A 26,267-nucleotide genomic window follows, 5' to 3' on the forward strand; every position below is an offset into this window, starting at 1 on the left:
TATTTTTAAAACGAATATCTTAAAGTTCCGTTTATATTGTAGTTTGTATTATATTTTCCACTAAATGATTTTTCAGCATCTAAGCTAAACTTAGTATTTTTACCTAAGTTAAAATTAGCTCCTACACTTGCAAATCCACGACTATCTTTAAAGCCTTTTTCAACTCTTGTAGTTGTGCCATCGCTTAAAGTTATAGTAGGAGTGTTATTTAAATCAAACGCCCCGCCAACACTAGCTCTTAAACCAAAAGTATCATTAATATTCGCACCAGCACTTAAAGCAACTTTTGCTGCTCCCATAAATTTACCTTCACTTTTTAAAGTAACTTTATCATTACCCTTTAAATTAGCCATAGGAACATAGCCAAGGATTAATTCAGCACTAGGCTCAAGATAAAAATCACTTCCCATTCTATATCCAGCCTCAACGCTACCTAAAAATCCACTTCCGCTATCTTTTAAATCGCCTAACCAAACATTATCTTTAAATGTTGATTTATGATTGGTGTATCTAGCTGTAGCGTCAATAAATAAGCCATCATTACCAACTAAGCTAACATAAGCACCAATGCCGTGATTTTTCACCTTAGAATTACTTGAATTACTTGTGCTTTGACCTATATTTGCCATTACACCTGAATATAATTCTCCGTAATTTGTGCTAGTTTGCTTATCTGCACCAAATTGCACTTCATAGTATTTTATTTTAGCACTATCAATCTTGCCTTCGCCACCAAAACTTCTAATCCAAATTCCAGCATTCTTGCCATCATTATTTCTTAGTTCGCCCATTCTTTTGTTTAGATTGTTCCATTCACTAACATAAGAATAATAAGTCTGATTTAGCATATTTTTTGCATCTGTTAAAGCCTTAGTATTAGCACCTTTTAAAGTAAGTTCAATCTCATTACCATTAATGTTAGACCCTATTTTAATAGCTTCTTCAATTGCAGCGTTTTTAATATCTGTTTGCGCTTCTTCAATTGCTTTATCAAGGCTAGTTTCACTTGCTACAATCTTGCTTGTATCATTTGCAACTTTATTAGCATTTGCCATTACCTCATCACTTGCAGTTCCTTTTGCAACTTCATTTGCTTTTTGAGCAATTGCACCTACACTTGAGCTTGCATTATCTAAGATACTCTTATCAGCACCACTTTTGCTATCAGCACTAAAATTATCACTTGTCTTACTAGCATCAGCCCTACTTGCAGCCGCATTAACAGGATTTGCTACAACTGAATAATAAATATAATCCTCATCTCCTTGCTTTAATGTCCCGCTTAAGATATTTTTCTTATCTAATGAATATACACTTAGCCCATCATAAACTCCGATTTTTGTAACGAAGTCTTCTGCTGTTGCATTTCCATTTCCAATCTTTAATAAAGCTAGTGGAAGATTTGCTAGATTAGTTGCATCAGCTTTGCCATTATTTACACTTAAACCAAGTAATCCTATTTCATTTGCCTTACCACTTGTGCTATTTCTTGCAATCATTGTGCCTAAGAATGTATTGTTTGTGCCACCCATAATAAATGTATTATTACTTGCATTTAAATCATTTGCTAAAATTCTACCTGTAATCTTAGAGCCATTCACATTTAATTTATCAGCTTTCATATCGCCAAATACAATAGCGTTATTTAAATTAATGCTTGAACCTTTTGAGATAGGATCTTTATAAAAATTCGCAGCACTAACTTGATTTGCCAATACACCAGTAGTTAAATCATCGCTAATATCAGCATTACCTATAACTTGAGCTTTGATAGCTGAACTATTGATATTTATATCTTTTGCTTGTAAAAGAGTTGTATTAGCACTCTTATCTAATTTATAAGCACTCTCTATACCTGTTAAGCTTAGATTATTTGAAGCTGCGATATTAGCGTCATAGCTAATCTCTCCGTGATACTTTCCTGCTTTTTTATCTAGTCTTTCTACATCTTCAACGATACCACTTAAGCTTAGATTTTTAGCCTTAACATCTTTATCAAATGATGAACTAACAGCATTGATTGAGCCGTAGTTTGTAACGCTTTCTCTAAATAAAGCTTTATTAGCATTTACATTAAACTCTGCGTCTTTTAGATTTGTTCCGTGTGTAAGCTTATTTATAACTGCATTTTTAAGAGTAATTGTTTTAGAGCTTGTAGCTTTATCGTTTGCTATGATATTTTCTGCATAAGTATTTGTTAGGCTTATATTTCCATCATTTACATTGATGTTTTTAAATCTTGACATTGTATTAATTGCATCATCATTGTCAATATAAGAAAATGCAGGATTATACTCTTGATTGCCGTTTTTATCTTTTACTCTTTCGCCACTTTCATCTCTTTTTTCTTCTAATAAATTTCCTAAAGCTTTTAAATCGCCCTTAGCAATATTTACATCACTTTTAAAAATTGAGTTATTAGCATTTAAATTACCTTCTGTAATATAAACACCACCTGTATTTGCAAAAGTATCAACAATGCTATTAATATCACCCTTAGCAATCCTAACAACTCCAGTTCCTTTCGTTTCAAAACCAGTTGTATCAATACCGCCATTAGCTATTAAATCTCCTGATATTAAATAATCGCTATCTATATATTTTAAAGAGTCTTTATAAAATGTAGTGCTATCAATATCATGAGAATTTGAAGCTGCAGCTTTAACAATAGGTAAGAAATTTTCTTCATTTCCCATTATCTCATCAAGCCTCTTCATATCTTCAGCACTTGCTATTTTTTCGCTATTTAAAAGAGTTGAGAAATACTTGTTTGCTAATTCTTTTTGATGAGCTCCACTTATGAATTTTCCTTCGGTTTCTACACTATTTTGAATAAGTGTTCCGTATGTTTCTATATCGCCTTTACTCTTAACTCCATTTTGAATGTCCGAAAGGATAAATCTAGCTTTGCCGTTTTGATTATCAATAGCACCTTGAAAAGTTGTATTAAAGCCATAGAATGAATTATTTGCACTTGCTTTAGTATTTGCTGTAACTTTACCTTTTACAATAGAAGTTTCAAATTTAGCTAAGTTTGTGGTATTTACATCATTAACACTTGTAACATGATCGTTTTGAGGTTGGCTAGTTTTTCTAGCTATATAAGGAGCGCTTTCTTTTTTTGGTTTTCCCATAACATAAAGGTCTTTAGCATTTAATGTGCCTTTTATTTCTGCATCTTCTAAAATCACATCTCCATTACCACTAATAGCTACGCCACCTTCATTAATAATACCTGACCAATCTACAAAAAGCACTCCATTATTAGTAACTGATTTTAATCCACTATCTGTTACATAAAGACCACCATTATTTACAATATCTGAAGTAATCTTAGCTGTATCTATAACCATATTAATATTTTTACCGGTAACTGCTTGAACTCTCTCAAGGTCTTTAGCAAATTCTAAGATTTCTTCTTTTTGTCCTTGAATACTTTCAGGATTATTGTAATAATAATCTCTTAAAGCTTTTGGCACACTTTGAGTAGAAACATTATTGGTAATGGTTCCATTAATTATCCCCGAAGTATTTTCAAGTACATCACCTTTAAAATCTCTTATAAGGCTTACTCCATCATTTGTAATATTACCACTTAAAGTAATTCTTTGCTCTGGTGTTGGATCAATTCCTTTGTTATCAAAACCAATCTGTTGATATTTGTCTTTTTCTGTAGTTATATCTTTAGTAGCATTGCTTGAATTAATTAGATAAAGATTTTCTTCTTTTCCAACTTCGTTTGAATTAACGCTTTTTGCGTTTAAGCTAGTGCTAAGAATTAATGCACTCGCAACTAATGAGAGCTTAAATACCCCCCCCCGTAATGTGTCTAGCCATGACATCTCCTTAAAAAAATAATTTTGCCTAAGCAAGTCGTGATGATAATTTATATAAATTAAATATAACTTAAATTATGTTTGATTATAAAAAATAATCAAACATAGAATTTCAATTTGCATTATTATGTAATTTATGCGGCATATTTAATCTAACTTCAGCAGCTTTATTATTAGAATCTATATCAAAAGCAGCACCAAAGCCTTTTACAAATCTACCTGATTTTATACTTAATTGTATAAAATGAAAATCTAGCATTTTGCTAAAAATATTTACCTCATTTCCATATTTTTCTTTTAAAACTTCAAATAATTCTTCTCTTCTATCATCAACTATTTTTGCATTTACTTGATATTTGAGCCTTTTTCTTGCAAATATTGTTTTAGCTTTACTCTCGTCTTCTAAAAACATTATTTCTATATTGTTAGGGTTGTTTTTAATACTTGAAAAATGTTCAGCAACTTCGCTTATGAAAATAAACATTTCATCATTTTTAAAAATTATTGGAGCATAAGAGCAAATAACTTGATTATTTTTGCTAACACTAGCAATATTTACACTTTTAAAAGAATGTTTAAAATTTTTTATTTCTTCATCTAAATTATTAGAATTTATTTTTGTTTCGCTAACTAGTTCTATTACACTATAATGAAGTGTATCTTCACTAGCCTTAGTTTTATAATCTAGATGTAAAATTTCTCCATCATACAAAATATCCATTCCGCTATAAGTTATATCTATTAACTCCACATTTTGAGCATCTTTATTTGTATGATGCTTTACTAGTCTAAATAAAGAATCTTTATGGTCTTTATTCATATGTTCTTTTGCTTGTTGTAATTTCATGATTTTTTCCTTAATATAAATTGTAAAGTTTTTTGTTATTTTTAAATCGTTTTCATCGGGATGTTTTTTGCTATTTTTCCATAATTTCTCCTTTTCTTTTGTAATAATATAATTAGGGTTTTCTTTAGCTAATTTTTTTGCATTATTTATATATTCATCACTAATAGCTCCATTTACTGCTTGTATGCCTAGCACTTGATTATTTTTATTAAAAATATTAAAAAACATTTCTTTTTTATTTTTTATATATTCGCTGTTTTTATCTGCTCCACAAGTAAAAATTATGCCTAAAATCTTATTTTGTATTTTTGGCATATTGCTTGTGATATTGCCTTTTTCTAACCAAAATACTAAGAAAATATACTTATGCTTATCAATGTCTTTATAATGCTCTAAATTAAAGCAATCAATATTTAAAAGTTTAGCGATTTCTAAGGCTATTTTTTTACTGCTATTATTTTTGCTAAGATATAAAACAACCATTAATTCATCCTATATTCTATATTTTTTAAAAATACACAACCTAAAGCTTGCTTATCTAGTATTTTGTATTTCATATCTAAAATTAGTTTTTTTGTATGATTTGCAAAGAAGTCATTTCCAGTAATGCTTAAAATATTTATCCCGTTGTTTGAAATGCTAAATCTAACGCTAACTTTACTTATCCTTTCAAGTTTTAACATTTTTGCTTTTTTAGGATAAGAATTATCAAGTTCATTAAAAATTATATTGCTTTTGCAAAATTGTGAATTTGTATTTTTAGGATATTCTTTAACTGTATTAATCTGATTGTTAGTAATAAGATTTTCTTTAGTTTCTTCTTTGTTTTCATTTGCTGTATTGCTTGTGCTTTTAGTATCTTGTTTTGCTTCTTTTTTAATTTTTATTTTTTTATTTGCTTTTAAATTTGTATTTTTTATATTTATTTCTTTTTGTATAACTTGCTCTGATAAATTATTTTGTTGGTTAAAAATCTCTTCTTGAAGGATTTTTTGATTATTTAAAAAATCTTCTTTTTTTGTTTCAATTATTTCAATATTAATTTTTTTATTATCAATTATAATTTCTTCAGTGCTAAGTGGTATCGTTAGTGCTACAATGTTTATTATCAAAGAAATTATAAAAAATCTCATTATAATTCCTTTGACAATTCTTTCATATTTATAATAATTCTCGGACTTGCCCTAAGTATTGAAGAAGAATTTGTTTTTATTAGATTATTGTTTTTGAATGCTTTAGTATGTTTTAAAAAATTGCTTATAATTTTTAAATCTCCATCATTAAAATAAAAAATATAATCAGGATTTTTGCTTATTATATATTCTTTATTTACTATTGGCGTTTGTTCTTTTAAATCACATATATTTTTCATACCAAAAGCTTTAATAACATCATTTGCTAAATTGTTATCACAAAATAACATTATAGGGTTTGATGAGAAAATAAACATAGCTGTTTTATCTTTTGCAAGATTGTGAAATTCTTTAATTCCTAATTCAAATTCTTTGATGATTTCTTGTGCTTTATCTTTTTTGTTTGTAATTTCTCCTAATTTAGCAATATTGTTTTTTAGCTCTTCGAAAGAATTAGCTTTAAAATCTAAAATTTTTATATTAAATTCTTTTAATTTTTCTAATCCTAATGAATGTTGACTTGTTATTACAATATCAGGTTTTAATTCTATTATTTTTTCAATGTTTGGTCTTGTGTATGTTCCTACGCTTGGTAATTGTTTTGTTTTATCTTCTGGATAAATGGTAGAAGTGGTGGTGTTAGCTATAGCTAAAATATTATTAAAACTATCTAGCTCATATAATATTTCTACAGCACTAGGTTCTAAGACAACTAATTTATTTGCATTTAAATTAACTAAAATTAATAAACTTAATAAAATTTTTTTCATTTTTTCTCCTAAAATATAACATTTAAATTATTTTTATTTTCATAAATATCACAATCAAATTCAAAAATATTTTTAATGTTTTCTTTATTAAAAACTATTCTTGTTTTGTCGTAAAATAAAATATTTTTATCTTTAACAAAAGCTATCTCATCACAAAATCTAATACTTGTGAATAAATCATGTATTACCATTAATATAAGCAAACCATCCTTTGCTAAGTCTTTTAATAATTGCATTAAAAATATAGAGTAATTAATATCAAGTGGAGCACAAATTTCATCTAATAATAAAATTTTTGGTTTTTTTATTAAAGCTCTTGCTAACATTACTTTTGCAAATTCTCCACCACTTAAATTATTAGTAAGATTATTTTTATAGTTTTGTATATTTAAAAATTCCATTATTTCATCAAGTTTTTTGTAATCATTTTGTATATAAAATGAATTGTTTTTACTAAATAAGCCCATCATTATAAAATCACTCACACTAATAGGCATAAATTGATTTGATTTTTGTGGAACATAAGAGATTAAATTACTTAAATCTTTATGATTTAAGAGTTTTAGATTTTTATTTTTAAAACTAATTTCGCCTTTATACGAAAGCAAATTAATTATACATTTAATTAAAGTGCTTTTACCACAACCATTTTTACCCATTAAACCTATAAAATTTGATGAATTAAAATTTATATTTAAATTACTAAAAATTATTTTGTCTTGATATGAGAATGAAAAATTTTTAATTTCAAGCATAGTTTTTCCTTAAAGCTAAATATATAAATAAAGGAACTCCAAAAAATGAAGTAATAATGCCTACAGGAATTTCTATGGGATATAATATATTAAATGCTAAGTTATCACAAAATAATAAAAAAATTCCCCCTATAAATATTGAATATGGAATTATTATTTTATTAGATGAAGTTTTAAAATACATTCTTAATGTGTGAGGGATAATTAAACCAATAAATGCTATAAGCCCACAAAAAGCTACAGAAAAAGCAACTGCAATACATGAAATTATTAAAAATAGTTTTTTGCTTTTACTTGCATTAAGCCCTAAAGAATTAGCTTCTTCATCTCCACATAATAACAAATCAAGTTCATATCTTTTAATATAAAAATACAAAATACATATTATGCTTGCAATATATACAATTATTACTATATTCCAATTTGCATTACCTAAGTATCCCATTAGCCAAGCACTTATTTTAAAACTATCTTCTCCTATTAAATATATAAAAAAAGATGTTATAGATGCTAATAGTGTTGAAGTGGCTATTCCTAAAATTAATAAAGTTGCCATATTTTGATTTTTTTTATAAATAGAAAATATAAAAAATGTAAAAAGTATGCAAGATAAAAATGCAAAAAGTCCAAAATAAATCTCACTTAAATTAAACATAAATGCAATTAAACTACCAAATGTAGCAGCCGATGCTATTCCTATTATATAAGGATCAGCAAGTGGATTTAAAAAACATCCTTGAATAACTGCTCCACTACTAGATAATAAAGCACCAACTATAAATGCTAATAGTATTCTAGGTGCTTTTAATTCTATAAATATTTGATACAAAATATCTAAATCATTTAAATCATTATTTAAGCTTATTAGTCTATATAATGCTTGAAAGCCGAAATTAGATTGAGGTGAACTAATTCCAAGCGATAATAACATACATACAACACTAATTAAAGCTAGAAATAATGATTTTTTCATTGTTTAAAATCTCGCTTTTACTTGCATATAATAAGTGCTTGTAGGTGCAACTTGGCAAGTTTGGCCACTGCAGTTTAGATTGTATTTTGTATTAAAGATATTTTTTGCTTCTAAACTTAAACTTATATTTTTGGTAAAGTCATAATTTAATCCAACATCAACTAAAGAATAAGCTTTCTTTTCTAATTGTGTATTATTGTTTAAATAATCCCAATTTGTTTTAGAATAAAACCTATAATCAGCATTTACGCTTAACTTGTCAGTTATTTTATAATTTGCTCCTAGGCTGATTTTGTAAGGTGATACATTTGGTATTTTTTGTCCTTCTTTGTATTTGTTTAAATTGTCTTTAACTACTTTAGCATCAATATATGAAAAGGTTTCAAACAAGTTTAATCTATCATCAAGTAAGCTTTGATTTAAGCTTATTTCAACTCCATATCTTTTTGTTTTAGCAATATTTTCATAAGTCCATTTAACAACAGGATAATGGCTCATATTTACATTTATTTCATTGTTTGTTAGGGTATAAAATAAACTTATACTTGCATATTGGTCAAATACTAAACCTTTTAATCCTAATTCATAATTTAAATAATCTTCTGATTTTAAATTATTAATAGAATAGTTTTTTCCATCAGCTTTATCGGTTAATTCATAAGGAGATGGAGAATTAAACCCACGTTCAAATTTAAAATACACACTATTTGTATCCATAAATTTATGAGATAAAACAATATTTGCACCATAGTTGTTTGTGTTTTTTGAATCGTTTATTGTAGCTATTCCATCACTTCTATTTATATTGTATTTAGAATTTTCAAGTCTTGCACCAATATCAATTCCAAACGGATTAAAATCTAATTGTTCTATTGCATAAATAGAATGAGTATCTTTTTTAACTATATTTGTTGTTGTAGAAGCTCTTTTGCCTTTTGCATATAAATATTCATATCCTAATATTGTATTTGAATAATCATAGTTTAGTTTTGCTTTAGCATTAGCCCCTATTTTTCTATCAAAAAATTGTTTATCTTCATAGTTATTATCTTGCAAATAAGCCATAAATTCTGTTAAAATATTTTCATTAATTTCATTGCTATATTTTAGATTATAGTTCTTTCTACTGCTAGTTTTCGTTGAATCTTGACTTGCTAGAATTTGATTTTTGCAAATAAAGCCAAATCTTGAAATTTCATATTGAGTACAAATTATTCCTTCATATCTTCTATCTTGTTCAATTTCTTGCTCGGTTAAAGCTTGACTATTTCTATATTCATTATGCATATAATTTGCATTGATATCTAAATTTTGATAGTCTGTTAGTTTAAATTTAAACCCAATATCAGTATTTAAAAGTTTATTTAAATCTGCTCTTTGATATCCTTTTTCATCTACATAATTAATTCCAAAATGAGAATATATTTTATCATTTATATTTGCACCAGCACTTGCTCCTATACTTTTATGAGAAAAAGAACCAAACCCAAGAGTAAGATTTGCATAATCTTTTTTTAAGCTTGATTTTGTAATTACATTAACAACACCACCACTAGTGCCATTTCCATAAACTACACTTCCTCCTCCAGAAATAACCTCAATTTGCTCAATATCATTTACGCTTATTGTATTAAAAGGAATTCCAAGATGTGATGTATCTAATGCGTTTTGACTAACTCCATCAAACAAGATTTTTACCCTTGCATTAGCTCTACTTCCTTGACCTCTAATATCAATTGCACTGCCTATACCTACAGGATTTAAAGAAACACTAGGAAGATAAGATAAAATTTCTCCTAAATCGTGATAATTCTTTTTATTTAACTCTTCTTTATTTATGACAAATAAGTTTGAGCTAACATCAGCTAAGCTATCGCTAAATCCACTATCGCTAATTACTTGAGTATCAAGCAAAGTATCAGCATATAATGCACCAATTAATGAAAATACTAAAATAGTTTTTTTCATTTTTTTACCTTTCTATATTTAATTTGATTTTATTAATGTTTGAATTTTTAATAATAGATATTGTTTTAATTAAGTTGTCGTAGCTTATTTCTTTATCAGCACTTAATAAGACAATATCTGAAGATTTTATATATTTATTTATATCATCTATAAAAATTAAATCTTTATTGTTTTTTATGTATAAGTTTAAATCTTTATTTAAGATCACTTCTTTTATATTATTTTCTTTAGTTGTGTTTTCGCTATTATTTGTTTTTGGTAGACTTATTTCATAATGCCAGTATTTAGAAAATGTAGTGCTTAGCATAAAAAATATAAGTAATATAAAAATAACATCTATCAAATTCAACATAGAAATTTCTATAAATTCAGGTTTTTTTCTATTTATTCTTCTCATTAAAAGCCTTATTAAAATAATTTAAATTAAGGTAGATTTCGTTATTTAAATAATCAATTCTTTTATTGAAAATGATATGAAATACAAGAGCAAAAATAGCTACAATTAATCCGAATGCAGTTGTATATAAAGCTTCACTAATTCCAGCCGCTACTAATTCTTCATTTGCTTCTTTACTAAGAGCTGCAAATGAAGAAATCATACCAGTAACGGTTCCTAAAAGACCAAGTTGAGGACATATACTTATGCTTATACCTAAGATAAAACCATTCTTCTCAAGTTTTTTTATTTCATTAAAGTGAATATTTTCTAATTCAAATTCATTTAAATTATTTTTTTCGTATATATTTATAGCTTTTTGTATGCTATTTGATATAGAATTTTTATTTGAACATATATTTTTTAATTCAATTAAATTTTTATCATATATTGCTTTTTTTATTTTGATTTTAAAATTATTATTAAAAGAAAATTGACATAAATATATATTTGTTATTTTTTCTAATATCACAGCAAAACTAAGCACTAAAAGAACAAAAATAGGCCACATAAATAAACCACCAATTTGCATTAAGTTTAACATTAAATACCTTTTTTTTAATTTATAATGAAAAGAATTTTCATAATCATTATATAAAATTATTTCTTAATTTTTTTTTAAATTGAAACTAATTTGTTAATTAGCAATTGTGATTTTTAAATTAGCTATTACTTTAATTAATATGTTTAATACTTTTAATTTAGGGTTTTTATTTGTTAAAAATTAAATAAAATTTAAAGAATTTAAAATATGAATCAGTACTAAAAAAAGTGGCTAAAGTTTAAATAAACATATTGCTTAGATTTATATTTGCATTTTTAGTTAAAACACGCTTTCTATATACATTAAAATTCGCTCTCATCTCCAACTAAAAGTGTATTTATAATACATACAACAGCATACTTTGTATATTTACCCATTTCACCTTTAATTCCAAATACTCTATCTCTTGGAAGATAATTTGTATAAATTAAATATAACTTAAATTATGTTTGATTATAAAAAATAATCAAACATAGAATTTCAATTTGCATTATTATGTAATTTATGCGGCATTTATGGTTTAAGTTATGTAATATTATTGTTTGTAGTTGTATTTTATAAATTAAAAAATATTATTGAAAGTTATAAAAATTAATCTTGTTTGATTTTTACTTTATTGTTGTGGATTTTTTCAATTTTTACAATTTCACCTTCTCTTAAGGTTAAATTATCAGTTGTTTGCCAAAATGAGCCTTTATAATAAATCATACCATTTTTAACAACGCCTTCGCCTTGAGTATTTAAAAAATCATCATCATAATTCTCTACTTTTTTAGTTTTAACAAAAAATTTAAAAATTATAAGTAAAACAAGAGATATAACAGCAATTAATATTATTTGTAATTCTAAATCTAATGGCTTTATTAAATTAATTGCACCGACAATAATAAATCCTATAGCAAAAAATATTATATAAAAACTACCGACTAATAATTCTAAAATTCCTAAAAATATTCCTATACAAAGTAAATATAGGCTACTCATTTTTTGCCTACAAATTCTTTTAATACACTTAAAGCCCCTATTAATTCAGTGCTTTCATAAGGAACTAATATTTTATCTTTATTTTCGCTTTTTGCTAAAGCTAAAAATGCTTCTACTCTGCCTTTAGCTAATAAAAACTCAGCTGCATTAATGTTTTGTGCCATTGCTTCATTTATGTTATTCATAGCTTCTTTTTGACCTTGAGCTAATGCAATTTGTTCGTATTTTTTAGCATCAGCCATTCTTTCTATTGCTTCAGCGTTTAAAACTTGCTCTTGCTTTAATGCTTCAGCATTTTTTATAAGTGCTACTTTTTGTGCTTCAGCATTTAATTCTATAGCTCTTTTTTCTCTTTCAGCTTTCATTTGCAAATTCATTGCTTCTTCTATGCCACTAGGAACTGAAATTTCAGAAATTTCCACTCTCATAATTTTTACACCCCAGTTATCAGCAGCATCTCCAAGTGCAATTTGTAAAGCACTATTTAAACTATCACGACTACTTAAAGTATCATCAAGATACATACCGCCAATCTCACCCCTAAGAGTTGTCATAGCTAAATTTGATATAGCTTTTTTATAATTTTCAACATTATAAAATGCCATTTTTCCATTTGTTACTTTTAGAAAAACTATCCCATCAACTAAAATATTTACATTATCTTTTGTAATAACTTGTTGTTTTTCTATATCTATTAGTTGCTCTTTAATAGTAATTATTGATTTAACCATATCAATAAAAGGAAAGATTAAATGAAATCCTCCGCTTAATTCTTTGTGAAATTTACCTAATCGCTCAACTATTACAATATCGCTTTGCGATACTATAATTATAGACTTTATTAAAATGACTATGATTAAAGCTAGTAAAACTCCAACAAAAATTAAAAATTCCATCATCTCTCCTAATTTAAATTAAATAAACATATTACTTAAATTAACATTTGCATTTTTAGTTAAAACACGCTTTCTATATACATTAGAAACTTCGCTCTCATCTCCAACTAAAAGTGCATTTGTAGCACATACAGCAGCACAAATAGGCACTCTTCCTTCGCTTATGCGATTTTGTCCGTAAAGTTCTCTTTCTTCATCACTATTTGTCTCTTCAGGACCTCCTGCACACATTGTACATTTATCCATTTCGCCTTTAATTCCAAATGCTCCATCTCTTGGAAATTGTGGAGCACCAAATGGACAAGCATATAAGCAATAACCACAACCAATACATTCTTTTTTATCGTGTAATACGATACCATCTTCACGAATATAAAAGCATTTAACAGGGCAAACTTGAGCACAAGGTGCGTCAGTGCAATGCTGACATGCTATTGTCATTGACACTTCTTTGCCTTCAATACCATCATTTAAAGTAATTACTTTTCTTCTTTTAATACCAACAGGAACTTCATGTCCGCTTGAACACGCAACTTGACAAGCAAAACAACCAATACAACGATTTTTATCAACAAAAAACTTCATTCTAGCCATTTTTATGCCCTTTCTATCTTGCAAAGTCCAGCGTTATATTCGCTAATTTGTGTATTTGGATCAAAACCATAATTAGTTACCGTATTTGACATTTCGCCTATTGTATAAGGTTTAGTGCCTTCTGGATAATTGTGGCTTAAATCAACTCCTTGTAAAACACCAGCAAAATTGTAAGGTAAGCAAATTCTATCTGGAGTTACGCTTCTATTATGAATACATTTTACTTTAATTTTAGTTCCTTGTGGGCTATGTATCCACATCATTTCTCCATCACCAATATTGTGTTGCATTGCAAGCTCTGGATGAACATTAGCAAACATTTCAGGTGTAATATCAGCTAAATATTTACTGGTTCTTTCAATCATTCCAGCACCACTTAGATTTACTAAACGCATTGAACTGATAATAATAGGGAACTCTTTGCTCCAATCTTGTTTCATTTGCTCTGATTTAAACATAGTTGTAACACGGAAATTAGGCTTTTCTTGGTCATCAAATGTTGGATATTTTTGCACTAAATCCCATCTTGGTGAATGCACTGGCTCTCTATGTTTTGGAATTTGGTCGCTAAATTCCCAAACTATAGTTCTAGCTCTTGCATTTCCTAAACAACAAGCACTTTTTTCACGGCATTTTTCTAATATAATTCCTGAAATATCTGTGCTCCAAGAATTACCCATTAATTCTTTTTCTTCATCACTTAATTTAATACCAAACACTTGTTCAATATTATCTTTTTTAATTTCAGGATAACCACCTTTAACTTTAGAACCAACAGGGGTAAATGAATTATCAGCTAACTGACTAACTCCATTATGCTCAAGTCCAAATCTATTTCTAAAGCCCATTCCACCTTTTTCATAAGGCACATTTGGATTCCATAAAATAGCAGTTCCAGGGTGTTTTGCATCCCACACAGGCCAAGGTAAGCCATAGTATTCGCCTTTTACATCTCCACCAATACCCATTAAAGTATCAGGGTCAAAATTAGCCCAATTTTTTTGATGCTTTCTTAAACGCTCTGCACTAATACCACGAAGACCAATTGATAATAAACCATTACTCATTTCTCTTGTAGCATCATCAGGCCATTTTGCATCAACATCATCAGGAATTACCTGAACTAATTTATGATTTTGAAGCTCAAGTTTCATACCACGAGTATATTCTTTATAAAAGCCAAATTTCTTAGCAAACATAAACATAATATCTTGATCTTCTTTACTCTCATAAATTGGTTTTATAACTTGATTACGCCATTGCATAGAGCGGTTGGTCGCTGTTACATATCCTTCTGTTTCAAATTGAGTTGAAGCAGGTAATATATAAATTCCATCAGGACGATCTGCTAAAACTGCTACTTCATTTACAAATGGTTCAGCTACTACTATTAAATCAAGCTTTTTAAGTGCTTCTTGAATTTTAACAGTGTGAGCCATAGAAGTAATTCCAGTTCCTTGAACCCAAAGAACTCTAACAGGAGCATTAGTGTAAGTTTTATCTGTTCCATAAGGAGTTACACCTTTAACACCTTGCCACCAACGAGATAAACTAAAGCCTTTTTCAAACATCCAATTTTTGCCACCATTAGCACTATCATCAGCAAAGCGTTTTTGCATATCTTCATAACTAACGCCCCAAAAATTACAAAAATGTTTCCAAGCACCTTCAGCAAGACCATAATAAGCAGGAAGTGTATCTGCTAAACATCCCATATCGGTTGCACCTTGAACATTATCATGCCCACGGATAATATTAGTCCCACCACCTGGCACACCAACATTTCCTAATACTAATTGTAAAATAGCTAAAATACGAGTATTAGAACTACCAACTGAATGTTGAGTAATACCTAATGCCCAGAATAATGTAGCTGGTTTTGTAGTTGCAAATAATTTTGTAACTTGAATTAATAAATCTTCACTACATCCACAAATATCAGCAACTTCGCTAGGAGTATATTTTTTAGCTTCTTCACGAATTAAATCAACACCATAAGTTCTATTTTTGATTAGTTCCTTATCTTCCCAACCATTTTCAAAAATGATATTTAACATTCCATATACAAATGCAATGTCAGTTCCAGGACGAATTCTTACATAAATATCAGCGTGAGCTGCAGTTCTTGTAAAAATAGGATCAACTACTATTAATTTAGCATTATTTCTATCTTTAGCTTGAAGCATATGTTTAAATCCAATAGGATTTGCAACTGCTGAATTAGCACCAAAAATTATCATACATTTTGTATTACCTACAACATCACCAAAATGATTTGTCATAGCGCCATATCCCCAAGTATTAGCCACACCGGCTACTGTTGCGCTGTGTCAAATTCTAGCTACGTGATCTATTGAGTTTGTTCCCCAAAATGCAGCAAATTTTCTAAAATAATATGCTTGTTGGTTGTTAAATTTAGCTGAACCTAAAAACATTACGCTATCAGGACCGCTTTCTTTTCTAATATCTAGCATTTTATCGCCGATTTCATTTACAGCTTGTTCCCAACTAATTCTTTCCCATTTACCATTAACTCTTTTTAACGGGTATTTAACACGGCATTTTGATTTAGTTAAATCAATTTGGTCAATCCCCTTACAGCAATGACTTCCTAATGATATTGGATGGTCTATTGCGTTATTTTGTCTAACCCACACACCATCTACTACTTCTGCTTCGATACCACATCCAGCACTACAAATAGTGCAAATTGTGCGAACACTTTTGCTACCTTCATAAGGCATTTTAACTTTTTCATCTGCCTTTAAAGCTGCGTTTGTTGCACCAAATGCGGTAGTACTAGCACCTGCAACTGCTGCAAGCTTTAAAAAGCTTCTTCTACCTAGATTACGCATTTAAATCCTTTCTATAAATTAATATGCAATTTTATAAAATTTTTCCCAGTGAAGGGTCTTTTTATACAATACTTCTTTTTTCTTTGCACGACCAGATACTACGCCAGAGCCATTATTTTCGCTACTTGTTGCTGCATTTAAACCTACACTAGCAACAGCACAGGTAGCTCCAGCACTTAATGCTTTTTTAAGAAAAGCTCTTCTTTTGTTCTCCATAGCTGTCTCCTTACTAAATTTTTAAAAGTAACCTAAATAATACATTATTGCCTTAAAATTAGGCTTAAGAAAATAAACAAAATTATCTAAGTAAATAATATTATGATAATGATAAAAAGAGTCGGTTTTGATAAGAAAAATTAAGATAAAAAAACACCTATTTTATAAAAATATTTATGTTATCACATCTAGCATTGCTTGTGGAAAATCTACATTTTTAAATATTGCTAAGGAAAATAAAATATTTTGTATTAGTGCTGATGAAATTTCTTCAAAAGTTTTTTGCTACAAATGGAAACAAATTCGTAAAAAATTAAATATAAAAAAATCAAATCTTAAATCTTTAAAAGATAAAAAACAAGCGGTAGCTAATGTGATTTTTACAGATAAATTTGCTAAAAAGAAATTAGAAAAAATAATGCACTCAAAAATCAAAAAAGAAATTCTCAAAAAAATCAAAAAAAATAAAAATAAAATAATTTTTGTAGAAATTCCCTTGTTTTTTGAAAATAGCAATTATAATTTTTTACTTAATAAAATTGTGATTTATTGCCCTTATGAATTATCTTTAACAAGGCTTATGAATAGAAATAATTTAACAGAATTTGAAGCAAAACTAAGATTAAATTCTCAATTACACATAGACAAAAAAATAAAATTTGCAAGTTATTTAATCAAAAACGATAGTAATTTAGAAGATTTTAAAGATAACTCGCTAAAACTTATCCAAAAACTAAAGGAAAAACATGGAATTTCATAAATACTACGCGAATGGAAATGATTTTATTATTTTTCAAACTGATAATTTAGATGAAAATTATTTAAGTAAATTAGCCATAAAATTATGCAATAGACATAGTGGAATAGGTGCTGATGGGCTTATTGCAATCAAAAAAAATGATAAAGATTATGATTTTACTTGGGGATTTTACAATCAAGATGGCTCAAAAGCTAATATGTGTGGCAATGGTGCAAGAGCTGCGGCACATTTTGCTTATACTCAAAATTTAGCAAATAAAAATATGAGCTTTTTAACTGGTGCAGGGATTATTAAGGCGACAATTTTTGATGATGATTTTGTAGAAATTAGACTAACTAAAGCTAAGGTTATACACGAAAATTTAGTGGAATTTCAAAATGTATTTTGCCTAATTGATACAGGTGTGCCACACCTAGTAACTCTTGATGGAGTGCAAAACTACAACGAAGAAAATGCTAAATATTTAAGAGAAAAATATGACGCAAATGTAAATTACGCAACTTTTAAAGATGGGGTTTTGTATGTTAGAACTTATGAGCGTGGAGTTGGAGAAACTTTAGCTTGTGGAACTGGAATGAACGCTTGTTTTTATTATGCTAGAATGCTTAAATTAGTTGATGAAAAGGCTACTATTTATCCAAAAAGCAATGATATTTGCGAAGTGAGTTTTAAAGATGATTATTTATATTTTAAAGCACAAGTTAAAAAAAATTTTAGCACTACGCTTGATTGTTAAATAATTTTGCTAGTATTTTGATATTTTTTGATGTAGAAGGGATGATGAAATTACAATATACTAATGATATGTTAAGCTTACAACAAGCTTTAAATAACGCAACTTGCGGAATTGGTTGGGAAAAAGGTTATACAAAGGAAAATCGCTTAATTGATTTTGCTCGTTGTATTTATATGGAATGTGCTGAACTCGTTGATTCTATGCCTTGGAAACATTGGAAAAGCATAGATGCTAGTTGGGATTTAGAAAATATTCAAATTGAATTAGTTGATATTTGGCATTTTATTTTAAGCCTTGCAATTATGCAAAATCAACAAAAAGAACTTATAAACACGATTTCAGAATTTAAATTCAATAAAACAAATAAAAATTTAAATGATATTTTAGAACTTTCAAGAGAATTAATTCACACAAGTAGTACAAAAGAGCTAAACATAACACAAATTACAGAAATATTTTTAAAGCTAATGTGTAGTTGTGAGTTAGAATTTACAAGACTTTATAAAATCTACATTGGTAAAAATGTCTTAAATAAATTCCGCCAAGATAACGGCTATAAAAATGGAACTTATAAAAAACTTTGGAATGGTAAAGAAGACAATGTAATCTTATATGAACTACTAGAGCAAAATGATATAAACTATGATAGTTTGTATAAAAATCTTAATGAAATTTATAAAAATTTAAAGGATTAATAATGGAAATAATAGGATATTACGATAAAGATAAAAATATTTATGATACTTTAAGCACTGATGGAGCAGGACTTAAGCCAATTTTCTATGATGATAGTCCTATGGCACTTGAGATAATTCGCCATAGCTGTGCTCACCTTTTAGCTGAAGCTATTACACAATTATATAAAAATGCTAAATTTTTCGTAGGACCTTGCGTTGATGAAGGTTTTTATTATGATTTTAAAGTAGATGAAAAAATCAGCGAAGAAGATTTAAAAGTAATTGAAGATAAAATGAAAGAGCTTGCAAAAAAAGGCTCTCCTATGATAAAAAATACGATGAGCTATGAAGCTGCTTGCGAAAAGTTTAAAAATGATGAATTAAAACAAGCAGTTTTAAGTCGTTTAAGTGGAGAGATTAGCACATATTCTCAAGGCGAATTTACCGACTTATGTCGTGGGCCACATTTACCACACACCAAAATGCTTAAGAATTTTAAATTAACAAAATTAGCAGGTGCTTATTTAGGCGGCGATGAAAAAAATGAAATGCTAGTTAGAATTTATGGTATCGCATTTGCAACAAAAGAAGCTTTAAAAGACTATCTAACAATGATAGAAGAAGCTAAGAAAAGAGACCATAGAAAACTAGGAAATGATTTAAAATTATTCACATTTAGCGAACAAATTGGTGGCGGCTTACCATTATGGCTTAAAAATGGTGCAAGAGTTAGAAATAAATTAGAGCATATTTTATATAAAGCCCATAGAGTTAGATTTTATGAGCCTGTTCGTGGCCCTGAATTGCTAAATTCTAGCGTTTGGAAAACAAGCGGACATTATGCAAACTATAAAGAAAATATGTATTTTACTAGAATTGATGAGCAAGAATACGGAATAAAACCAATGAACTGCGTAGGACATGTATTCTGCTATAAAAGTGAAGGTAGAAGTTATAAAGATTTGCCTATTAAATTCTTTGAATACGGAATGGTTCATCGCCATGAAATGAGTGGGGCTTTACACGGGCTTTTAAGAGTTCGTGAATTTACTCAAGACGATAGCCACATTTTCTGTATGCCAAGTCAAATAAAAACCTTAGTAAAAGAGATTTTAGATTTTGCTAAAAAAATTATGGTAACTTTTGGATTTGAATGGGAACTAGAAATCTCAACAAAACCTGAAAAATCAATAGGAAGTGATGAGATTTGGGAAGTTGCTACAAAAGCTTTAATGGAAGCTTTAGATGAAGAAGGTATTAAATACGGAGTTGATGAAGGTGGTGGAGCTTTCTATGGTCCAAAAATTGATATTAAAATCCTAGACGCACTTAAACGCAAATGGCAATGTGGAACTATTCAAGTAGATTTTAACCTACCTGAAAGATTTGAGCTTGAATATACAGACGAAAACAATGAAAAAAAACGCCCTGTAATGCTTCATCGTGCTTTACTTGGAAGTTTTGAAAGATTTTTAGGCATATTGCTTGAGCATACAGCAGGAGAATTACCATTCTTTATAGCTCCAATTCAAGTTATGATTTTGCCAGTAGGTGAAAAACATATTGAGTATTCAAAAGCATTACAAAAGGAATTATTAGAGCTTGGAGTTGATGCTGATATTAATGAGAAAAACGATACTCTAGGTAAAAAAATAAGAAATGCAGAAATGTTAAAAGTGCCTTATATAGCAGTAATCGGAGATGAAGAAATAAATAATAATCAAATAGCTTTAAGAGATAGAAGAGCTAAACAACAATCAACACTTACAATGGAGGAATTTTTGAAACTAATTAAAGAAAAACAAAACGAGGTAGTATTTTGAGTAAAGAAAAAGATGTATTGTTAAATGAAGAAATAGATTTAGCAGAGGTTAGATGTATAGGTGATGATGGAACACAATATGGCATAATTAGCAGTGATGAGGCTAATGCACTTGCTAATCGTTTAGGACTTGATTTGGTATTAATCGCAAAAGATGCTAAACCACCTGTTTGTAAGATTATGGATTATGGCAAATTTTGTTATCAACAAGAAAAAAAGCTAAAAGATGCTAAGAAAAAACAAAAAGTCATTGAAGTAAAAGAAATTAAACTTTCTGTAAAAATTGCTCAAAATGATATTAACTATAAAGTTAAACACGCTATTGAGTTTTTAAAATCAGGAAAGCATGTTAGATTTAGAGTATTTTTAAAAGGTCGTGAATTAAGCAATCCACAATCAGGCGAAGAGCTACTTTTAAAAATTTATGAAGAAATTAGCGATATTGCAAATATGGATAAAGCACCTTTATTTGAAGGTCGCTACATTAATATGCTTTGCACCCCAAAAAGCACTAAAAAATAAAAACTTATCATTAAGGCAATTAATTTGCCTTAATCTTTATAATAATTATTGAAATTTATTGATATTTTTTAAAAAAAATCATTTATATTTATTAATCTTTAAGTTAGATTTTAAGATAATAGCATTTCAATTTTTTTTAAAGGAATGTTATGAAACAAAATTTTAGTGTAACGGGGGGGGGGTATTTAAACTCTCATTAATTGCAAGTCTATGTATCTCTTCAAACTTATTTGGTGCAACAATAAATGTTGTAGATAAAGCTAAGGTGGAAAGCTTTGATTTTAAAACTTTTCCAGATATTCATAAACCATTTAATGATAATTTTGGTCCTTTTGATAATAAAAAACCAGATTATTACAAGACAAATCTTAAAAATATCACAGATATTACAGAAGAAAGTGCTGATAATGTAAATGTATATTTTTCAGAAGGATTAAGTAACAAAAATTTTCCTATAAGTTTTGATAATTCTTTTTGGGACTCAAGAAGTAAAACTATTAGTAATAGTAATAATATTACTATAAAAAATTCTTTAATTAAAAGTTATCTCGAAACTGCAAAATTTAATAATGGAAATAATTTTATAGCTGAAAACAGTTTTGTTGATTCATATATCATAAATTTTAAAAATATAAAAGCTACAAATTCTTATTTAGACTACATAGAAAATGGGCAAGGAATAAAAATTGATTTAACAAATTCTGCCGTTAATTCTATTTCCAAAACTACCGGAACAATTGATGCAAATGGAGGACGCATTAATGGAATATCATATTCTAATGTTAATCTAAATGGGACAAAAGATAATTTGGTAAAAGTAGATAATTTTTATGAAACAACAGGATCAATCAATCACGCTGATGTAACAAATATAGAGTTTGGCAAGGATTTAACAATTACAAATTCTAATATAGGATTAATAAGTGTTAGTAAAAATTTAACAATTAAAGATTCTACAATAAAAGAGATAAAATCTACTGGAATTTTAGGAATTACAAATTCAAATATAACTACTTCAATAAATTCTTATGATAAGGTAACATTGACTGATAGTATTGTTGGTGGTAAAGTAAGTGGTATAAATTCTATTGGTGAATATAAAGGTAGTCTTGATTCTAAAGGCTCTACATTCAATGATGATATTTATGTTACAAAACTAACCCTAAACACTAGTGAGAGCGGAAAGCAAAGCAAGGTAAAGGCTATTAAGACTATAAGAGCAGGTGCTTATGATATAGATAGGCTTGATACAGGTGATAAATATTATATTGGTGGTAGCATTATAGGTGAAGGAACGATTAAAAATAGCACTATAAATATGCAATTATCAGGTTCTAAAGGCTATACAACTTCAGCATTAATTAACCAAGATAATTTTTACAATGAATTTGCTGATGAAAAAAATGAGAATAGCCTAACTATAGCAAACACAAGTAGTATAAACTTAGATAATGTAATAGCTACAAATAGTGTTAGAGCACATACTTTAGATATAACAAATTCAAAAGTAGCAAAAAGAGTTCTAGCAAATAGCCTTACTTCAAATAACACAGCTTATTATCTAGGAGCAAACAAAGAAAGCTACACAGGTGCAATAATCTCAAGAGAAAATACAAGTGGAGCAAACAATGAATTAGTATTACTTAATGTTATGAGTGATAATAAGCTTGATACAAGCAAAATCAATGCAAATCTACCTTTAGCAATACTTAAAAAAGGAACAGGAACAGCAGAGCTAAACACTTTCTTTAAAGATTATAAGATTAGCGATGGAATAAGTGATTATGTGATAAATAATGATTATATTGCTAGTGCAATGCTAGGGGATTATCTAACCTATGCGATAACTACTAATAAGAATGGTAAAGTAAGCGATACAGGACTTAATGCAAATAATATTGCTAGTATAGCAAACGGCGATAAGACAAGTGAGCTAGGTAAATTAGTAAATCAAAGTGCAGGTGATTATGATGGTGATGCAGGTTTAAAAGCTGCATTAGATAATCTAGCTAAACAAACAGTTAGTATAAGCCCTGAAGCTCCAGATAATTCTAAACCGGATACAGGTGTAACAAATCCTGATAATAAACCAGACAATTCTAAACCTGATACAGGAGTAACAAATCCTGATACAGGTGTAACAAATCCTGATAATAAACCAGATAACAAACCTGATACTAGTGTAACAAATCCAATTGATAAAAACCAAATAGCAGATGATTTTATAAAAGATATTAAAATCAACAAAAACGCTAAAGCTCAAGCTCAAGTTATTTCAAAGGGAATAAATCTAATCAATACTTTTGCTTGGAATAATATGAATAAAAGATTAGGCGAAATTAGAGGTTTAGATAAAGAATTAGGCGTTTGGGCTAGAGCTTATTATACAAATGCAAGTATAGATGATGTAAAACTTAATTCATTTGAAGTTCAATTTGGAGCTGATAAAGCTAATAATTTTGCAGATGGCAATGTAATTACAGGAATTATGGCTAATATTTCTAATTCTAAATCTAGTGATGTTTTAAAAGGAAATAATTACGGGTTTGGTCTATATACAAGCTATATTTCAAACAATGATTTATATGCTGATTTAGTAATTAAAGCAAATCATTATAATGTTAAATACAATTCAGAGCTTTTAAAAGGTTTAAAAGATAGCAAGACAGGATTTATTGCAAGTTTTGAACTTGGTAAAAGATTTGATTTAAATAGATTTTATGTTGAGCCTAGCATAGAAGCTATATTTGATTATACACCTAAAACTAACTTAGAAAATAACGCTATAAGCATTACAAGTAAGGCTAATTCTAATTTACATATAAAACCTGCAGTATTCTCAGGATTTAAGGTAAATGATAATGCCAATATAAGACTAGGTGCTGGTTATATTATAGATGTTAATAAGCCAAGTGATTCTATAATAATCGCAAAATCAAGCAAAGCAAGTGAAATAATAGAAGGTAAAAGAGATAATAAATTTTACTTAAATCTAACAGGCGATTATAAGTTTAACGATAATTTAAGATTAAACTTAGGTTACGAAAGAACTTTCGGAGCTGATTTTAATATTGACAATCAAATTAACGCTGTTGTAAGATATACATTCTAATTACAAAATCTTTAGCCTTAGTGCTAAAGATTTCTTTAAATATTTTTATCAAAAATTACATTGACTTTATATTCTAATTTAATAATAAAAAATATGCTATCTTTTAAGTGCTTAATAAAAAGCATAAAATGTTTAAATATTATAATTGTGTAAATATTTTTAAAAGGTCATAAATTAAGCAATCCACAATCAGGCGAAGAACTGCTTTTAAAAATTTATGAAGAAATTAGTGATATTGCAAATATGGATAAAGCACCTTTGTTTGAAGGTCGCTACATTAATATGCTTTGCACCCCAAAAAGCACTAAAAAATAATAAAGTGGCTTTTAATAGCCACTTTTAAATTCTTATTTTTTCATCTTAGAGCGTGAATATAAAATCAAATCATTACTTGTTTTAATTTGTGAACCTTTTAAAGAATTAATACAATAATTCAAAATATCAGCACAAGCTTTCGCATCACTTAAAGCCCTATGATGAGTGCTAATGATACCTAATTCATTTTTTAAACTATCAAGACCATATTTGTCACATTCAATACAACGCCTTGCTAACATAATCGTGCAAAGCTTTCTATTAATCAATGGAGCATTTAAGTATTCAAGACTTTCTTTTGCGATAAAACCATAATCAAAAGATACATTATGAGCTACAAAAATAGCATTACCTAAAAACAATCTAAAATCAGCTAAAACCCTAGCACTTCTAGGAGCATTTTTTAGCATTTGCGTTGTAATTCCTGTAAGCTCAACTATATTTTCAGGCACTTCGTTTGCATAAATAAAGCTTTCAAATTCATCTAAAATCTCGCCATTTTTTATCTTAACAGCACCAATTTCTATGATTTGCCCGTTACTAATTGAGCCTGTGCTTTCAATATCAACAACACAAAAAATCTCATCTTGAATTAATTTATTTCTTGAGTTTAAAAATACTTCTTGATTTTGTTTTAGCGTAATATCAAGCCCTAGCATTAAAAGAGTTTCATAGGTTATCTCAAAATTTAAAGCATTTTCGTATTGGTTTTTTAAATCTTTATAATTAATACTACTTGTAAGTAGCCTTTCTAAAATCTTATCACAATTAGCAATTTGTTTTTTATAAAGCTCGTTATAATCCATCAAAATTCCATTTTTAAAGAATTAATTGCGACTTTATAATCATTACTACTAAACACATAATTTCCAGCCACAACTATATCAGCCCCTGCTCTTTCAATATCTGCAATATTTAAGCCATTTACTCCACCATCAACTTCAATGAAGCATTTATAATTATTCTTATCAATCATTTCTCTTAAGGCACTGATTTTTCTAAGAGTGCTTGGTATGAAGCTTTGACCACCAAAACCAGGATTTACACTCATTAAAAGCACCATAGAAACTTCACTTAAAACATATTCAATCTCATTTAAATTCTGGTGTGGATTTAATACTATTGAAGGATTTACGCCGTGTTTTTTAATATAATCAATCAATCTTAAAGGATGAGTAGTAGCATCTATATGAAAGCTTAAGAATTTAGGTTTTATATCTAAAAACAAATCAACAAATTTATCAACTTCTCTTACCATCAAATGCACATCTAAAGGAATAGTAGCAACTTTAGCAATAGCTTTTGTAGTGCAAGTTCCAATGCTTAGATTTGGAACATAATGTCCGTCCATTACATCAATATGCAATAAATCAGCACCAGCAGCCTCAACTTTTTTAATATCTTCAGCTAAATTTAAAAAATCAGCAGACAATAAACTAGGAGCAACATACATTTTTTAATCCTTAAAATTATTTTTTATAGAATATCATTAAAACTTAAAAAAAAAATTAAGCTT

General features: G+C 28.1%; 23 protein-coding genes. 7 read left to right on the forward strand and 16 right to left on the reverse strand.

Going from position 1 to position 26,267, the window contains the following annotated elements; all coding sequences use genetic code 11:
* Positions 1-5: 5 nt before the first annotated feature.
* The 14 genes from AVBRAN12642_RS02090 to AVBRAN12642_RS02155 all read right to left on the reverse strand — a co-directional run bounded on the left by AVBRAN12642_RS02090 (position 6) and on the right by AVBRAN12642_RS02155 (position 16,807).
* Positions 6-3,842 carry an autotransporter outer membrane beta-barrel domain-containing protein gene (locus tag AVBRAN12642_RS02090; RefSeq protein WP_336607886.1) on the reverse strand — a complete coding sequence of 1,279 codons (3,837 nt, stop codon included), beginning with the start codon at positions 3,840-3,842 and terminating at the stop codon, positions 6-8.
* Positions 3,843-3,948: 106 nt separating this feature from the next.
* Positions 3,949-5,166 (reverse strand): flavodoxin family protein, encoded by a 1,218-nt coding sequence (locus AVBRAN12642_RS02095; protein WP_336607887.1) that lies wholly within the window; start codon positions 5,164-5,166, stop codon positions 3,949-3,951.
* Positions 5,166-5,816, reverse strand: a complete 651-nt coding sequence (locus AVBRAN12642_RS02100) for a hypothetical protein (RefSeq protein WP_336607888.1) — start codon at positions 5,814-5,816, stop codon at positions 5,166-5,168. Before AVBRAN12642_RS02100 ends, AVBRAN12642_RS02095 begins: the two co-directional genes overlap by 1 nt.
* A complete protein-coding gene (locus tag AVBRAN12642_RS02105) occupies positions 5,816-6,586 on the reverse strand; it encodes an ABC transporter substrate-binding protein (RefSeq protein ID WP_214150176.1) in 771 nt (256 codons plus the stop codon). The genes AVBRAN12642_RS02100 and AVBRAN12642_RS02105 overlap by 1 nt, the downstream gene beginning before the upstream one ends.
* 8 nt (positions 6,587-6,594) lie before the next feature.
* Positions 6,595-7,341: an ABC transporter ATP-binding protein gene (locus AVBRAN12642_RS02110; protein ID WP_214120259.1), complete on the reverse strand. Its 747-nt coding sequence runs from the start codon at positions 7,339-7,341 to the stop codon at positions 6,595-6,597.
* Positions 7,334-8,314, reverse strand: coding sequence for a FecCD family ABC transporter permease (locus AVBRAN12642_RS02115; RefSeq protein WP_336607889.1), 981 nt, complete (start codon positions 8,312-8,314; stop codon positions 7,334-7,336). The genes AVBRAN12642_RS02110 and AVBRAN12642_RS02115 overlap by 8 nt, the downstream gene beginning before the upstream one ends.
* Positions 8,315-8,317: 3 nt before the next feature.
* Positions 8,318-10,282 (reverse strand): TonB-dependent receptor, encoded by a 1,965-nt coding sequence (locus tag AVBRAN12642_RS02120; RefSeq protein WP_336607890.1) that lies wholly within the window; start codon positions 10,280-10,282, stop codon positions 8,318-8,320.
* Between the two features lie 4 nt (positions 10,283-10,286).
* Positions 10,287-10,679 carry an ExbD/TolR family protein gene (locus AVBRAN12642_RS02125; protein WP_214116976.1) on the reverse strand — a complete coding sequence of 131 codons (393 nt, stop codon included), beginning with the start codon at positions 10,677-10,679 and terminating at the stop codon, positions 10,287-10,289.
* Positions 10,663-11,262, reverse strand: coding sequence for a MotA/TolQ/ExbB proton channel family protein (locus AVBRAN12642_RS02130; protein WP_214116978.1), 600 nt, complete (start codon positions 11,260-11,262; stop codon positions 10,663-10,665). The genes AVBRAN12642_RS02125 and AVBRAN12642_RS02130 overlap by 17 nt, the downstream gene beginning before the upstream one ends.
* A gap of 591 nt (positions 11,263-11,853) precedes the next feature.
* The gene (locus AVBRAN12642_RS02135; RefSeq protein WP_214120579.1) at positions 11,854-12,246 is read right to left on the reverse strand and encodes an NfeD family protein; all 393 of its coding nucleotides are present in this window, start codon (positions 12,244-12,246) and stop codon (positions 11,854-11,856) included.
* Positions 12,243-13,145 (reverse strand): SPFH domain-containing protein, encoded by a 903-nt coding sequence (locus tag AVBRAN12642_RS02140; protein ID WP_214116983.1) that lies wholly within the window; start codon positions 13,143-13,145, stop codon positions 12,243-12,245. Before AVBRAN12642_RS02140 ends, AVBRAN12642_RS02135 begins: the two co-directional genes overlap by 4 nt.
* A gap of 15 nt (positions 13,146-13,160) precedes the next feature.
* Positions 13,161-13,736 (reverse strand): formate dehydrogenase FDH3 subunit beta, encoded by a 576-nt coding sequence (gene fdh3B, locus AVBRAN12642_RS02145; RefSeq protein ID WP_214116984.1) that lies wholly within the window; start codon positions 13,734-13,736, stop codon positions 13,161-13,163.
* A 2-nt stretch (positions 13,737-13,738) separates the two neighbouring features.
* Positions 13,739-16,591, reverse strand: a complete 2,853-nt coding sequence (locus AVBRAN12642_RS02150; RefSeq protein WP_336606723.1) for a formate dehydrogenase subunit alpha — start codon at positions 16,589-16,591, stop codon at positions 13,739-13,741.
* Positions 16,592-16,609: 18 nt separating this feature from the next.
* Entirely contained in the window at positions 16,610-16,807 is a 198-nt protein-coding gene (locus tag AVBRAN12642_RS02155; protein ID WP_336606724.1) for a twin-arginine translocation signal domain-containing protein, read from the reverse strand.
* A gap of 127 nt (positions 16,808-16,934) precedes the next feature.
* Here AVBRAN12642_RS02155 and coaE point away from each other — a divergent pair, with 127 nt between their 5' ends.
* The 7 genes from coaE (at position 16,935) to AVBRAN12642_RS02190 (ending at position 24,751) form a co-directional block, all read left to right on the forward strand.
* Positions 16,935-17,567, forward strand: coding sequence for a dephospho-CoA kinase (coaE, locus tag AVBRAN12642_RS02160; RefSeq protein WP_336606725.1), 633 nt, complete (start codon positions 16,935-16,937; stop codon positions 17,565-17,567).
* Positions 17,554-18,303 carry a diaminopimelate epimerase gene (gene dapF / locus AVBRAN12642_RS02165; RefSeq protein ID WP_336606726.1) on the forward strand — a complete coding sequence of 250 codons (750 nt, stop codon included), beginning with the start codon at positions 17,554-17,556 and terminating at the stop codon, positions 18,301-18,303. Before coaE ends, dapF begins: the two co-directional genes overlap by 14 nt.
* Positions 18,304-18,347: 44 nt before the next feature.
* Positions 18,348-18,998, forward strand: coding sequence for a dUTP diphosphatase (locus AVBRAN12642_RS02170; RefSeq protein ID WP_442862354.1), 651 nt, complete (start codon positions 18,348-18,350; stop codon positions 18,996-18,998).
* A gap of 2 nt (positions 18,999-19,000) precedes the next feature.
* Positions 19,001-20,803, forward strand: a complete 1,803-nt coding sequence (gene thrS / locus AVBRAN12642_RS02175) for a threonine--tRNA ligase (RefSeq protein ID WP_336606727.1) — start codon at positions 19,001-19,003, stop codon at positions 20,801-20,803.
* Positions 20,800-21,324 carry a translation initiation factor IF-3 gene (infC, locus tag AVBRAN12642_RS02180; protein ID WP_336606728.1) on the forward strand — a complete coding sequence of 175 codons (525 nt, stop codon included), beginning with the start codon at positions 20,800-20,802 and terminating at the stop codon, positions 21,322-21,324. The genes thrS and infC overlap by 4 nt, the downstream gene beginning before the upstream one ends.
* Before the next feature lie 265 nt (positions 21,325-21,589).
* Complete coding sequence (locus AVBRAN12642_RS02185) at positions 21,590-24,436, forward strand: autotransporter outer membrane beta-barrel domain-containing protein (RefSeq protein ID WP_336607891.1); 2,847 nt, start codon at positions 21,590-21,592, stop codon at positions 24,434-24,436.
* A 153-nt stretch (positions 24,437-24,589) separates the two neighbouring features.
* The gene (locus tag AVBRAN12642_RS02190) at positions 24,590-24,751 is read left to right on the forward strand and encodes a hypothetical protein (protein WP_336607900.1); all 162 of its coding nucleotides are present in this window, start codon (positions 24,590-24,592) and stop codon (positions 24,749-24,751) included.
* 32 nt (positions 24,752-24,783) lie between these two features.
* Here the strand turns inward: AVBRAN12642_RS02190 and AVBRAN12642_RS02195 are convergent, their stop codons facing one another.
* Positions 24,784-25,557: a 3'-5' exonuclease gene (locus AVBRAN12642_RS02195; RefSeq protein ID WP_214119567.1), complete on the reverse strand. Its 774-nt coding sequence runs from the start codon at positions 25,555-25,557 to the stop codon at positions 24,784-24,786.
* The gene (rpe, locus tag AVBRAN12642_RS02200; protein WP_214117019.1) at positions 25,557-26,204 is read right to left on the reverse strand and encodes a ribulose-phosphate 3-epimerase; all 648 of its coding nucleotides are present in this window, start codon (positions 26,202-26,204) and stop codon (positions 25,557-25,559) included. The genes AVBRAN12642_RS02195 and rpe overlap by 1 nt, the downstream gene beginning before the upstream one ends.
* Between the last annotated feature and the right edge of the window lie 63 nt (positions 26,205-26,267).

Source organism: Campylobacter sp. RM12642 (assembly GCF_020137635.1).
Classification (GTDB): domain Bacteria; phylum Campylobacterota; class Campylobacteria; order Campylobacterales; family Campylobacteraceae; genus Campylobacter_E.